Below are 15,380 nucleotides of genomic sequence, written 5' to 3' on the forward strand. Positions count from 1 at the left end.
ATATAATGTTATATTGCAAAAGTTGATGCATTGCATTTGCAACGAAATAACAATTGGCATTCGCAAACTACCATAATAATATACCGCAAACTACAAAATAGTATGAATAGTTTTGTGCATTAAGCAATAAATCGTAACTTTGTGTATGCCTAATAAAACACGGCAATAAATTTTATAATACTATATGTAACCCATTATGATAGACTTCAACTCGTTATTGTCGCACGAACAAGCCTTAGCAATGTTGTTGGCATATTTCGAAGGATATAGTGAAAATAAAGCAAATATATTAAAATTAGGTGCAAAGCTAATGCCTGCAGAACTTGCAGCGAATGCATTTAAAGAACTTTCGTTGAAAGGGCTATTAAACGAAAAAAAATCATATAAACACAAAGGGGCAATTGAATATAGCTTACATCATAAGCTACTATTCCCATCCATTTTCGAACTATTCGAACCACAAAACCATACGTTGCTGAAACATATTAGAAGTCTCTTTAAGCAAGAACACGTTGTAAACAAGCCAAAACGTGTTGTGTGCGAACTAATTGGGATAATTGACCATATAGAGTTTCCAGAGGCTGTACACACACACTTAGATATAAATCACCCTCTATTCAAAGATATTTTTGACCTGATAGACCAAGCAAAATACAAGAAGGTATTCGACAAGATGCCGCAAGATATTTTTAATACTTCAGTAAGAAATAAGCTACAATTTGCTTTTTATGAAGACAAAGATATAAATTGGGAATACCTAAAAGAGTTGATACTTAGTCGTAATAGTAATAAAACATATACCAACATCTATACATCGGTATTAGATGTATTTGCATTTTTCTATTTCCTTGCAACTGGAAATGTATACACCGACTTAAACACAACTACAACCAATCTGCTTACTCTACAAATTATAGCTATTCAGGAACTTTACAGAGGGAACTATGAAAAGGCTTATAAACTATATGTCAAAATAATGACTATAAACAATAAGAGTTCGCTTGAAAAAGGTGTATTTTATTACCCAATAAGTAACTACTATTATGTATTGACTATGCTCCTGACGAATACCCCAGAAGCATTAAAAAAGATAGCCTCTCTAAGTAAATGTAAGTCAGCGAGCAAAAACTATATTTCGTGCTTAAACTCATGCTATTTTTTAGTTGCACCATTTAAACAATTCTTCTGCGATAAGGTTGATATAATAATGAGAGAACAATACCTTTTGGAGTGCTATAACCGTAATAGTGCTATATTTAAGCTTAGCAAAATGATATATCAACGGTTGGGAACACTCACTGAAAATAAAAAGAATGTGAGCGAAGAGCCAAGATGGGCTTACCTGAGGAACGAAATGCAAGTTGCAAAAAATAGTGAGGAAGCAGCAGAATTAGAAAGAAAATTCGGAGGCAAATCGTTGTTTCATAGCTTAAAGTTTACAGAGCCTTGGAAAATGCGGTTAGAAAGTCTCATACAATCAAACATATCGGCTACTACCGCCGACAAAGATATGAGCGAGAATATGTTAATCTATCTTTTGCGCTACTCCACCATAGTGCCTATTCTTAAAAGAAAACTCAAAAATGGTAATTGGTCAGTGGGCAAAGAACTATCCATCAGTAAACTAAAAGCATTAGATATTGCCGAATTAGACAAAACAGACCACAAGCTAATAACTGAGATTTGTGCATGGGACTACTCTTTAGGTATAAACGATTATCTGCATTTACTAACAGGTTGCGACCACGTCTATATAATGCTAAACAACACTATGCAACCAGTATCTATACACGAAGAGAAACCGTGCCTTATAATAGACAAGACAAAAAATGGTACCTTTAACGTGTCTAGCAACATAGAGCCAATACTCGAGAGAAACGGAATAATACAATACACTAAGAAGAACTCCGAAACCGATTACTCAATAATCATTCCTTCGGCATTCGAACTAAAAACCTATAAGGAAATACTCCTACAAAAGGAATACCCTGTTGAAGCCGAACCACTACTCGTAAAACTAATTACAATGTTAGGTGGAAAAACAGAGATACACTCTAATATGGTAGAAGAGTTAAACAACATAGACCACATAGATATTCCTCCAGTCATAACACTCTGCATTACGCCCAACAATATAAATGTATTCAATATAAGTGCCATAGTACGCGCCACCGATACACTTATCTTTTCGCCAGGGCATGGTAATATTACAACCATAGCCGAAAAAGATGGAAAGAAAGTGCAACTAGTGCGAAGTTTGAAGAAAGAGAAGAATAACCTAAAACAAATATCCGAAGGTCTAATAGAAGCAGAAGTCTGCGATGAAGGCGACGAATGGTTGCCCACCACCATTAACGATTCTATAACACTTTCTATAGAGCAGATGCTACCATTTATGCAGTGGTGTAAAAACAATTCAAACATTTGCACAATGGAATGGCCTGAAGGATATAAGCTAAACTATTATCCAAGTATAAACAGCAGTTCGGCAAATATATCGTTCACAAAGAAAGGTGGCTGGTTCGAGATAGAAGGTAATGTGCAAATTAGCGATGGACAGGTTGTGTCGCTCCAGAAGTTGCTCGAACTAATGCGACAGAGTAACAAGCAAAAATATATTCGCATTGGCGACAACGAATATATAACGTTAAGCAGTCAGCTAACACGCATCTTAAAACGCCTCGACACCGTAAGTTCTGAGAACCGTTCGCACTTGCAAATGACTCCATCGGCAGTATCTATATTGGGCGAAGTGCTCAACGACAAGTCGTTAAACCTTAAAAGCAATTCGGCTATAAACGAACTACGCCAACGCATAGAAGAAAGTAGTAAGACAACGCCATGCATTCCAAAAACACTTCAAGCACAACTGCGCGACTATCAGGAGGAAGGTTTTGAATGGATGTCTAAAGTAACAGCATGGGGAGCTGGCGTTTGCTTGGCAGACGATATGGGACTGGGCAAAACGTTGCAAACCATAACATTGCTTTTAGAACAAAGCAAAGAAGGAGCCTCGCTTGTTATTGCACCTGCATCGGTAGTACCTAATTGGCGCAACGAACTGAAACGTTTCTCGCCTACACTGAATGTTATAGTGCTTAACCAGAGCGACGACCGTTCAAAGGCTATAAAAGATGCACAGTCTGGCGATGTTGTTATTGCCACCTACGCACTATTAAACACACAACAAGAAGAACTTACAAAACGCGAATGGAATGTGGTTTGTCTCGACGAGGCGCATACCATAAAGAATGCCAACACTAAAATGTCGAAAGCTGCTATGTTGTTACAGGCTCACCGAAAGGTTATATTGACAGGTACACCCATTCAAAACCATCTTGCCGAACTGTGGAATCTCTTTCAATTCATTAATCCAGGTCTATTGGGTAGTGCTGAACAGTTTAAACGAAAGTTTATACAACCTATTGCGGGAAACAACGATAAAGAACGACAAAGTCAGCTTCGCCGCCTTATCTCACCATTCTTACTACGTCGTACTAAGAGCGAAGTAATAGAAGAATTGCCCACAAAGAACGACATATATATACCTGTAGAACTGTCGTCAGACGAAATGACTATGTACGAAGTACGTCGTAGGCAAGTTGAGGCTGCTGTACTTGCCGATAAATCGCTCAACGTTAGTACGCTTTCTGAGATTACTCGATTACGCCAGATGGCATGTAGCTGTTCGCTGGTAGATAGCAATTGGAAAATACCTGGTAGCAAATTACTAACCTTCCTTGATTTAGCAGAAGGACTTAACGACAGTGGCAACCGAGCATTGGTTTTCAGTCAGTTCACAAGCTATCTTGATGAAGTGCGCAAAGCAATGGAAAAGGCAAAACTACCTTTCCTCTATTTAGATGGAAATACACCAATGACAAAGCGCGAACAACTTGTAAAAGACTTCCAAACAGGTAAGTGTCCATTCTTCCTCATCAGCCTGAAAGCAGGCGGATTGGGACTTAATCTAACAGGGGCAAACTATGTTATACATCTTGATCCGTGGTGGAACCCTGCTATAGAACAGCAAGCAACCGACCGTGCCTACCGAATAGGACAACAACAAGATGTTACGGTTTACCATCTCATCAGTCAGCATACCATTGAAGAGAAGATACTTCGTCTACACAAAACAAAGCGCAACCTTGCAGATTCGCTTCTTGAAGGAGCCGATATGGCTCACGTCATCACACAAGAAGAGATGCTCAATCTATTGAAAGAGAATTAGCTCCAAACTAGTCTGTAGAGTATAGGCAAACTTTGTCCGTTGTTAAATAGATAGATTTATTTTATAACGAATGTGTAGCAAACTATTCTAGATTATAAGGTAAATCAAAGATACCAATAGAAAATAAATGGTATTAACAAGATATAACCATATTACGGTTTAATGAACCGATTGAATAAAAAAAACATTTGAGTTATATTATCAGAAGAAGTAAAACAATATTGTAGAGATAAAAGTTAGTGGTCTGACGAGGATTATCAAGAAATATATTGATGCACTGAAACAGATTAGTATCAACAAAAAATCAAACTTTACGCAATTCTTTATATATGCAGAAGTTTCGGCTATTTTTTATAGTAAACACTTTGAGATGTACAAAATATGTTAGTGTATCATTAACAACAACCATCAACTATCTTTTAGTTTCATACACAAAACAGTAAAGTAGCTCAACAATTAAATTCCACTTGACAGCTTCTAAATAAAAGGTGGCAGATGTAGCAGATTACACAAAGAAAGTCTATTTAACAATATAATAGGTTAGTTTTTCAACAATAATTATTACCTTTGAACCCAATTTAGAAGGATAATAATATGAGTTATAACTTATTAAAAGGTAAAAGAGGCATTATTTTCGGTGCACTCAACGAGCAGTCAATTGCATGGAAAGTTGCAGAACGAGCTGTAGAAGAAGGAGCATCAATAACACTTTCCAACACTCCTATAGCCGTTAGAATGGGTACTGTTAATTCATTAGCAGAGAAACTGAATTGCGAAGTAATTGCAGCTGATGCTACAAATGTAGAAGATTTAGAGAATGTATTTAAGCGTTCAATGGAAATTCTAGGTGGAAAAATTGACTTTGTACTCCACTCTATTGGTATGTCTCCAAACGTTCGCAAACATCGCACATACGACGATCTGGATTATAATATGTTGAATACAACGCTTGATATATCGGCTGTATCATTTCATAAAATGATTCAGAGTGCTAAGAAACTTGATGCCATAAGCGACTATGGTTCTATTCTAGCTCTATCGTACATCGCTGCGCAACGTACATTCTTTGGTTACAACGATATGGCAGACGCAAAAGCATTACTAGAAAGTATTGCACGTAGCTTCGGTTACATATACGGTCGCGAGAAGAATGTACGTATCAACACAATATCACAATCTCCTACAATGACTACTGCTGGTCAGGGCGTAAAGGGAATGGATAAATTGTACGACTTTGCTAACCGTATGGCGCCACTTGGTAATGCTTCTGCTGCCGAATGTGCAGACTACTGTATTGTTATGTTCTCAGACTTAACAAAGAAAGTTACAATGCAAAATCTCTATCACGATGGCGGCTTCTCTAACATTGGTATGAGTCTTCGTGCAATGACAACCTATGAAAAAGGTATTGGAGACGAATATAAAGATGAGAACGGAAAGATTATCTACGGATAAATATTTTGACATATAAAAAACACACAGATAACAAGGGACGATGCGAAGATCATTGTCCCTTTATTTTTTATATACACTCTACAGCACTAACTCACGTTATTGCGTTATTTATTCAAAAGCAACGAAAGAGTTTACTTACAAATTGAAACCATTTATTTATAAGTATCATAATAACAAGCTTTATAAATACGTTTTGTGGCTTTTATTTCAGTTTTATAGCATAACTAACAACACATAGATTACAATTTAAAAGCAATATATTTATTCGCATTATAGATTATAAATTATCTCAAAAAACACACTCACTATTGTTTGTTACAAAACAAAGTAACATTAAGCTGAACAGAACAATAAGACAGTTGTTATATTGTGATATGAAGTTCTTCTATATAATAAGGTGTAATTAGCCCCAAATAACCTTATTCCTACTGTCTAAATGTCAATATTCAATAAAGAGAATATACAGCCCTTGTATCTCTAAAATCAAAAGAAGAAAGCTAAGATGAATAATAGAAATAAACCGAATGACTGCTCTTTATATAGGCTATTACTGGCTTATAAACATGAAAACAGTGAAAAATTACAAGTAGAGCTTTATTTTTACTACTAAATATTTGTTATCTCATTTAAATAATGTAATTTTGTACCGCATTTACAGTTGCCTTATCTTGCTACCCCTAAGAAATTGAAAGGCACATGCATCAATTAGAGAAAACAAAAAATATAAGAACAATCTAACTTAAATCGATTTTAATTATGAATCAAATTTCTAAGAAGGTAAACCCATTCTCAGCAGCAGCTATTAGTAATGGTCTTTCGAAGGTTGGAGAGCTGTTAAAAACTAAGAAGTTTTGGGTGGAACTGATTATTATGACACTTGGTATGTTTGTTGCAGCCCTTGGTGTCTACTTCTTCCTTATCCCAAGTAAACTTATTGTAGGTTCTATCACAGGTCTTTCTATCGTAATTTCAAAACTCTTACCATTCATTTCTGTTGGTAATGTTATCTTCATCATTAATGCTGTCCTATTGGTTCTGTCGTTCATTTTAATAGGGAATGAATTCGGAGCTAAAACGGTTTACACTGCACTCATACTTGGTCCGATGGTAGATTTCATTGGTACTATCTTTCCTATGAGCGAATCTATGTTTACACAACATCTTGCAAGTCATGGGATAGTAACTAATCCGTGGTTTGATTTGTTATGTTTTGTTTTGGTATTGAGTGCCTCGCAAAGTATTCTTTTCAGTATTAACGCTTCTACTAGTGGGCTTGATATTCTGGCAAAGATTATCAATAAATACACTGGCATCAATCTAGGAACATCGGTAACTGTTGCTGGTGGAGCTATCTGCTGTACAGCTTTTGCCATTAATACTCCAGACCTGGTAATAATAGGTCTTATTGGTACATGGATGAACGGACTTATTTTGAACCATTTTATGATGGGAATGAATAAGAAGAATCGTGTTTTTGTTATTTCAAAAGACCACGAGCGCATTCAAGATTATGTTCTCAATACACTTCATCGTGGTATTACGATGCACGAAGTTATTGGTGGTTTCAGCCATCAGAAGAGTGTACAGTTAGAGATTATACTAAACAACGAAGAGTTATCAAACCTTATGGCATTCCTTGGAAAAGAGAAAATAGACTCGTTCTGCACTACCGATACTGTGAGCGAAGTGCGTGGATTATGGAATAAACATAAGAAGACTAAACATTAAATACACATTAAAAGTAATTAATACTATAGTTTTATATCAGAGTAAAGAGACAGTGTAACAATATGCTGTCTCTTTACAAAAGAAAAGATATAAACACGACCGATAACAAACATATTATGAATATTAGAAATATAATTTCACTTATGTTATTGTGGATTTCCACTATTACTATGGCGCAAGAAACAAAACCAGTTAGCCTGCAATTTGAAGCAAGAGCTGATTATATGCGTACAAACATAGATGGAAAGCATATTAAGGACGAGAGTGGTTTTAAAGGATATGTAGTGAATGTTATTTTAAAAGGTGATATTTCACCTAAGTTTTCCTATGCATTTCGTAATCGATTGAATGGGATTAATAAGGACTACAACTTTTTTAATTCCACCGATTGGCTTTACTTAAAATATAAACCTAACAAGAACGTAGCATTTATGGCGGGAAAATATATTGTACTGGTGGCAGGCTACGAGTTATTACCAGCGCCTATTGATTGTTATTTCTTATCTGAGTTTTGTTATAACTTCCCTTGTTACCAATGGGGGTTAATTGGCGAATATACAACAAATAGTGGAAACGATACTTTCTTAACACAGATTTGCCAAAGTCCGTATCAAAAAATATACGAGAACAAAACTGGTAAAGCAGCTGAAATGTATGCCTATAATATTTTATGGAACGGACGACATGGTATATGGGAAACATTTTGGTCGGCAAATATGTCGGAATATGCTCCACATAAATTCATAAATTATATTTCGTTAGGCAACAAATTCCATTTCACAAACAACCTTCAATTAGAGTTAGATTATTGGAACCGTGCTGCATCAGGACAAGGTTTCATTGGTAAAGATTGTTCTATTATTGGTCAGTTATCATATCAGCCTACTGAGAAAGTAAACGTTTTTGCAAAAGCAAGTTACGAAGTGAATCATGCAGGAACAGATGCTGATGTAGCGTTACACGATGGAACAGAACTCACTCGCATTGGTGCAGGTGTAGAATACTATCCGCTAAAAGAGAAGAATATAAGAATACACGGCTATTACAGCTACGCATTTGGTAAAAACACTAACCCAGAAGGCGTGGTACAAGACAAGATGTCTCAAGTTAATGTAGGTGTAACTTGGCGCGGAAAAGTGCTTTAACACAAATATAAGTTAAAGATAGATTTAAATAAGTAGTTCACAAAATTTATAGGAAACGAACCAATACTTGCGATAAGTGTTGGTTCGTTATTTTTTACTCAAACCTGCAATTATATTGTAGTATCATTATATCGTGTTAATATAATTGCTTCCTATTTATTGTTCATTGTAATGCCAATGGTATTAATGTTCTTTACAAGTTTATGTGGTTTGCTACGCCCTCATTATAAGGATAATCAATCTACATAACAATAAAACAAAATATACCAATATTCTAATAACTTAATTGAGATTAATAGATTAGTTATGCGCTGTTTTAGAAATAGAGTGTAGCTATTTACTGGTGTACCCAAAACAGATATCTGAAACGAATGCGACAGATATCTGAAACGAACGTGACAGATATCTGAAACGAACACGACAGATATCTGAAACGAACGTGTTAGATATCTATAACTTTGTGGGCATATTTAGATGTATACCACAACCATATTATACTTTAATAGAAAAAGCCTCGATAGGCATCAATCAGTGTAGAAATCTGCTGGAGTTGTGTGTCGATAAGCTCCGTCTGACAGTCCAACTGCTCACGCTCACTGTCTAACACCTCCAGGTATGTGGCACGATTGTAAGCATAAAGTTGTTGAGCAGTCGTTACTGCACGAGTTAAAGATTGCACTTGTTTGTTCTTCAATGCCTGATATTGCGACAGGTTATGTGCACGCGACTGTAGCGTACTCATATCACTATATGCCGTGAGCAATGCCTTGTCATAGTTATAAAGAGCCTCCAACTGCATAGCATTGGCTTGATCGAAGTTCGTCTGTATGGCTTTCTTATTAATTAATGGAGCTGTCAATCCACCCAAAACGCCAAATGCTACAGACTCCGGAAGACGCAGAAGATACTTTGGACTGAAGGCATCTAAGCCTAATGTAGCCGACAGATTGAGCGAGGGAAGGAAAGCTCTTCGAGCAGCTTCCACGTCCCATTTGGCAGCTTGCAGCTCATGTTCGGCACGAAGAATGTCGGGACGTTGCAATAGAAGACGGGCTGGAATAGCTTGTAATGTGGGCAACGACTGATGGTTGATGGCATCTTTATTGCGTTCAATCGGTGTAGGAAATCGCCCAAGAAGAAGATTCAGACTATTCTCAGTTTCTGTTATTGACTGTCTTAACTGATACTCATTAGCCGATGCTTTGGCTAGTTCAGCTTCAAATTTCTCTACAGCCAACTGTGTATCTGCATCTGCTTCCTTCTGAATGCGGGCTATCTGGACAGCCTTTTTCTGTAGTTCTATATACTTTAACGTGATGTTAAGCTTATTATCTAACGCCACTAAAGCATAGTAATTCTCTGCAATATCGGCTACCAACTGACTTTTTAATATGCGTTGTCCTTCTGCTGTAGCAAGGTAACGTTCAACTGCAGCACGCTTACTGCTGTTTAGTTGCTTCCAAAGATCAATACTCCAATCGAGCTGAAGGTTCGGTGCTATATCAGGAACTACGGTCGGAATGTTATGTCCTGGTGTGAGTTCTGTTCCTACATTACCAGCCCCTTCGCTTGTATAGCGTCCCACTTTCGACACCCCAATAGCTGCATTAGCTGTTACAGTGGGCAACATTTGTCCACGTTTGGCGGTGATAGCACTCTTAGCAATTGCCATTTCCTGTAGTGTTATCTTCAGGTCTTGATTGTTATTGAGTGCTGTATCTATGAGAGCACACAGTGCCGGATCTTTGAAAAAGTCGCGCCACACATATACAGTGGTTACCGTATCGGCAGTTGTTGTTGGCAATGTTGCTTTTATGTTGTCCTTAGGCAGTGTTGCTTGAGGCGTTTTACATGCCATCAGCGTCAGCAACGAGATAGCTGTAAGAACAGTGAATATGCTTAGTTTATGCGTTGTCATCTGCTTTATTTTCAATAGATTCTTTGTGATATCGTTTGTCTTTCTCTTCGCTCAAAGGCTTTTCTTTCTGATAATTCACAATCTTGTCAGCCATAGAGGCAAAGATATAATAAAGTCCGGGAATGACGATTAATCCTCCCATCGTACCAATTAACATACCTCCTACGGCAGCTGTACCAATCGTTCGGTTACCAATTGCACCAGCACCCGATGCAAACACAAGTGGAATAAGGCCCGCTATGAAAGCAATACTCGTCATAAGAATAGGCCGGAAACGTGCTACTGCACCTTCAATGGCTGCCTGTGCTATAGTCTGACCCAAGTTTTTGCGTTGTACAGAGTACTCTACCATCAACACAGCGTTCTTTCCCAGTAAACCAATGAGCATCACTAAAGCTATCTGCGCATAGATATTGTTCTCCAATCCGCATAGTTTCAGTAAAAGGAAAGCACCGAAAATACCCACAGGTAGGAAGATAATAACAGGCAAAGGAAGGAGGAAGTTTTCATATTGAGCAGCCAAAATGAGATAAACAAACACCAAACAAACAATAAAAATGATGATGGCTGTATTACCCTGGTCTACCTCATCTTTAGATATGCCAGCCCAATCGTAGTCGTAACCCTTAGGAAGAGACTTCTCTGCAACCTCTTGTATTGCTTTCAAAGCTTGTCCACTGGAATATCCAGGGGCTGGTGCACCCGTTACTTCTGACGAGTTATAGAGGTTATGGCGTGTAATCTCGCTCATTCCATAGGTCTTACTGAGGGTCATAAAGTCGGCATACGGCACCATTTGCCCTGCATCGTTCTTCGTGTAAAGATGCAGAAGATCTTCAGGAAAGGCACGATATTGTGGTGCTGCCTGTACAATTACCTTATACGGTTTGCCAAACTTTATAAAACCAGTTTGGTAGTCTGAGCCCACAAGTACAGACAAACTGTTGAGTGCTTTGCCTGGCTCTACACCCTTTTGGAGTGCCAATGCATCATTAACATTGAGCATATACTGTGGAAAACTGGCTGAATAGAATGTGAAAGCATTGCCAATTTCGGGTCGTTTGTTAACCTCTCGCACGAAATCTTTGCTCACTTTCTCCATCTGATGGTAGTCGTTGTTACCTGTTTTATCAAGCAATCGCATCTCAAAACCACTCGCTGCACCATATCCAGGAATTGATGGTGGTTCGAAAAAGTCGATGTTTGCAGTTGTAATAGCTTTACATTTATCTTCCAAATCACGAATAATTTCCTTTGCAGTGCGCTTCCTGTGTTTCCAATCTTTTAGGTTTATAAGACAACTTCCAGAGTTTGCACTGGTGCCTTCGGATAGTATTTCAAAGCCTGCTAATGAAGAAACACTCTCTACACCATCTTCTTTTTCTGCAATTTTCAGCAACTGATGCGCCACTTCATTGGTACGTTCTATCGTCGAACCCGGTGGTGTTTCAATAACAGCATATATCATTCCCTGGTCTTCTTGTGGGATAAATCCTGACGGTAAGCCCATATTTACCCAATAAGCTAAGGCGCAAAATACGAGTACAATGCCCATCGTTAGTAGCTTATGCTTCACTGTGTGTTGTAATACATGGGCATATTTCTTACTGCCAACATTGAACTGCTTATTAAAACTTTGCAGCATTCTGCCCAGCCAACCCAGCTTAACATGGTTCTCTTGTTCCTTAGTTAAGATTAAAGCGCACAGCGCAGGAGTAAGTGTAAGGGCTACGAATCCTGAGAAAAGAATACTAGATGCCATTGTTATAGAGAACTGTCTGTAGAACATTCCCTCTGGTCCTCCCATAAAAGCAACAGGTATAAACACTGAAGCCATAACCAAAGATATAGCAATAATGGCACCACTGATTTCTTTCATAGCTTTCTCTGTAGCCTCAACTGGCAACAGTTTATTGCGCGATATTTCTACATTTACTGCCTCTATTACCACTATGGCATCATCAACAACAATACCAATAGCCATAACAAGGGCAAAGAGTGAAATCATATTGAGTGTGATGTTGAATGCCAACATAGCAATGAAACTACCTAAAAGGGACACAGGTACTGCCATAATAGGTATAACCGCCGACCTCCAATCGCCCAAGAATATGAACACAACGATGGCTACAAGTATGAAAGCTTCAAACAGCGTGTGTATTACTTTCTCTATACTTGCATCAAGAAAGCGGCTAATATCATAGCTAATCTCGTAGTGCATACCTTTCGGCATATCCTTCTGGAGGTGTGTCATTGCCTGCTTTACTTGTTTGATAACGTTGCTTGCATTACTTCCGTAAGCTTGTTTCAGGGTTACAGCTGCTGATGGACGACCGTTAAGAGTAGAATAAATATCATACACTTCACTACCCAAATGAATATCGGCAATATCCTTCAAACGAACCGTCTGCCCGTTGGCATTACTTTTAATGATGATGTTTCCATACTCTTCTGTCGTGGTATAACGTCCTGGATACTTCAAAACATACTCCTTAACCTGCGGCCGTGTACCACCACTCTCGCCTAACTTGCCTGGTGAAACCTCTATGTTCTGATCTTCCAAAGCATCACTCACATCGTCAGTCGACAGCCCGTAAGATATCATCTTATCCGGATGTAGCCACACACGCATAGCATAACTACGTGTACCCAATATATCAAGGTCGCCTACACCATCAACGCGTAACAGCTCAGGAGATATGTTTATATCGAAATAGTTAAACAGAAAGTCCTGATTAACGTTAGGATCATCACTATAAAGATTGATATACATTAGAATATTAGGCTCTTCGCGCGATATTTTAACACCCTCACGAATTACCTCTGGTGGCAACTTGTTTGTTGCTGCCGACACACGGTTTTGCACATTTACGGCATCAACATTAGGGTCTGTACCCAATTTGAATACAACGTTTATCTCGGCTTCACCATCATTTCCTGCATCACTTTCAATGTATTTCATTCCCGGCACACCGTTTAGCGCCTGCTCCAATGGAATGATAACCGATTTAATAAGCAATTCATTGTTTGCTCCCGGATAGTTGGCAATAACATTTACCTTCGGTGGAGAGATAGAAGGAAACTGTGTAATGGGGAGATTAAACAGTGAGAGAATACCAATAAAGGCAATAACCAGTGCTATCACAATAGATAGAACCGGACGTCGAATGAAAATCTTAAACATCTTTTAAATGCCTATTTTGTTCAACTTAATTGATTCGCGAGGTGATACGAAGCGTGTACGAACGTGGTCGCCATCGTTTACCTTCTGTATCCCGTCCGTTAGATAGTGGTCGCTGACTGTTAAACCTGAGCTAACAATGTATATTCCTGTTAGTTCTGCAGCTATTTGTATCTGTCTTTGATGAACAACATTATTCTTGTCTACAACGAAAACATATTTCCTATCTTGTAGCTCATAAACAGCCTCTTGTGGAATAACAATGGCATTTTTCTTCTGTAAGAGTAACTGAATAGTGCCTGTCTGGCCATTGCGCAGCAGATTATGTGCATTCGTAAAGAGCGAACGAACAGATATTGTACCCGACGCACTGTCGAACTGTCCAGATATATCAGCAATCTTTCCACGTGCTGGAAATGTGCTTCCATTCGCCAAAATCAGCTTCAATGGTAGCTGCATATAACGTTCGGGGTGTTCTTGGAAGTCAAGATAATCCGTCTCAGAGATATTGAAATATACTTGCATCTGTGTGTTGTCCGATAGTGTTGTAAGCAAATCATCTTGCTGAATATAGCTTCCCAGCTTTTCAGGAATGCGACCTAAGACGCCTGAGAAGGGGGCACGGATAACTGAAAGGCGTTTGCGCTGAACAGCAAGTCGATAGTCTGCCACTGCCGACTGTAATTTTGCCTTTGCCATACGGCGTGCATTGGGCGATATAACATTATTTTCTGTGAGCTTACTTGTGTTTTGTAGCTCTATTTGAGCCTGTTCTTGGGCTGATTTCGACTTGGCTATCTCTTCGTCAGCACCCACAATGGCAAGTCGGAACAACGGTTGCCCTGCTTTAACGTATTGCCCTTCATTGACGTAAACTTGCTGAAGAATACCTTCTTGTTGAGAACGTACTTCTATGTTCTTTAGTGATTGAATGTTTGCCACATAGGTTTCAGGAAGATTTATGTCGGTAACCAACGGTGTAGTTGAACTGTAGACGGCAGCCGTTTCCTGATTCTCTTTCTTAGAGTGGCAACTACATAGCATTAGTGCTATGAGCAGTGTAATACCAAAAACTCTCTTCATTTATATATAATGTAGTGTTATCTCTATTAGAGGTCGTAAATTTGACCTTATCAAAATGTAATGCAAAGATAGTAATTTGATTCGATAGTGTTACAATTCTACCTATTTTTTTTATATCAAAAATAAAATGTAATATAGTTTTATACTTTAGATGCAACAGATGGGCTGCTTTAAACCTTATTAATTCTTCCAATATACCCCATATATAGCCAATATTTATCTATTCATTCAATAAAATCCATAAATTATTTGGTATAATAAGAAAATCTTATTACCTTTGCACTCGCTTTAACGAAGTAAAGAGGAGATCCGCTAGCTCAGCTGGTAGAGCACAACACTTTTAATGTTGGGGTCATGGGTTCGAGCCCCATGCGGATCACCAAACAAAAAGAGGATAATCGCAACGATTATCCTCTTTTTGTTTATATACCACACATTTATAACAGCATAGAATTTCTTTATTTTCTTACGCGAGCAATAGCAGATGCAGGCAATAAAAACAAGTGCATTGGTGTGGTATGACTAATGCCGCTTGTAAAACTGTTGTTGGCTGCAAAGTGTATGGCGATAGCTTTTATACGTTGGCAGTTGCTATGACACTTTTCTATGCGGACAAACATATTGCTTGTAAATGGCTTT

The 15,380-nt window shown here is 38.2% G+C and carries 8 protein-coding genes and 1 tRNA gene; 5 read left to right on the forward strand and 4 right to left on the reverse strand.

Translation table 11 applies throughout. The features are described from left to right. The first annotated feature begins 196 nt into the window (after window positions 1–196). From HMPREF9144_RS08025 to HMPREF9144_RS08040, 4 genes are all read left to right on the forward strand, one after another. Window positions 197–4,231 (forward strand): DEAD/DEAH box helicase, encoded by a 4,035-nt coding sequence (locus HMPREF9144_RS08025; RefSeq protein WP_006045452.1) that lies wholly within the window; start codon window positions 197–199, stop codon window positions 4,229–4,231. Between the two features lie 594 nt (window positions 4,232–4,825). Beyond that, window positions 4,826–5,686 carry an enoyl-ACP reductase FabI gene (locus HMPREF9144_RS08030; protein ID WP_006045453.1) on the forward strand — a complete coding sequence of 287 codons (861 nt, stop codon included), beginning with the start codon at window positions 4,826–4,828 and terminating at the stop codon, window positions 5,684–5,686. Between the two features lie 756 nt (window positions 5,687–6,442). Continuing rightward, window positions 6,443–7,414: a YitT family protein gene (locus HMPREF9144_RS08035; protein WP_006045454.1), complete on the forward strand. Its 972-nt coding sequence runs from the start codon at window positions 6,443–6,445 to the stop codon at window positions 7,412–7,414. A 116-nt stretch (window positions 7,415–7,530) separates the two neighbouring features. After that, a complete protein-coding gene (locus HMPREF9144_RS08040) occupies window positions 7,531–8,559 on the forward strand; it encodes a porin family protein (protein WP_040595663.1) in 1,029 nt (342 codons plus the stop codon). 499 nt (window positions 8,560–9,058) lie between these two features. Here the strand turns inward: HMPREF9144_RS08040 and HMPREF9144_RS08045 are convergent, their stop codons facing one another. The 3 genes from HMPREF9144_RS08045 to HMPREF9144_RS08055 are packed head-to-tail and all read right to left on the reverse strand — an operon-like array spanning window position 9,059 to window position 14,741. After that, on the reverse strand, window positions 9,059–10,477 hold the full coding sequence (locus HMPREF9144_RS08045) for a TolC family protein (RefSeq protein WP_006045456.1): 1,419 nt from the start codon (window positions 10,475–10,477) through the stop codon (window positions 9,059–9,061). After that, entirely contained in the window at window positions 10,464–13,661 is a 3,198-nt protein-coding gene (locus tag HMPREF9144_RS08050) for an efflux RND transporter permease subunit (protein ID WP_006045457.1), read from the reverse strand. Before HMPREF9144_RS08050 ends, HMPREF9144_RS08045 begins: the two co-directional genes overlap by 14 nt. A 3-nt stretch (window positions 13,662–13,664) precedes the next feature. Next, window positions 13,665–14,741 (reverse strand): efflux RND transporter periplasmic adaptor subunit, encoded by a 1,077-nt coding sequence (locus tag HMPREF9144_RS08055; protein ID WP_006045458.1) that lies wholly within the window; start codon window positions 14,739–14,741, stop codon window positions 13,665–13,667. A 306-nt stretch (window positions 14,742–15,047) separates the two neighbouring features. Between HMPREF9144_RS08055 and HMPREF9144_RS08060 the strand changes: the two genes are divergently transcribed. Beyond that, window positions 15,048–15,123, forward strand: a tRNA-Lys gene (locus tag HMPREF9144_RS08060). 76 nt (window positions 15,124–15,199) lie between these two features. Here the strand turns inward: HMPREF9144_RS08060 and HMPREF9144_RS13285 are convergent. Then, the gene (locus HMPREF9144_RS13285; protein ID WP_156792522.1) at window positions 15,200–15,361 is read right to left on the reverse strand and encodes a hypothetical protein; all 162 of its coding nucleotides are present in this window, start codon (window positions 15,359–15,361) and stop codon (window positions 15,200–15,202) included. Window positions 15,362–15,380 lie beyond the last annotated feature (19 nt).

It is taken from the genome of Prevotella pallens ATCC 700821 (assembly GCF_000220255.1).
Lineage (GTDB): Bacteria > Bacteroidota > Bacteroidia > Bacteroidales > Bacteroidaceae > Prevotella > Prevotella pallens.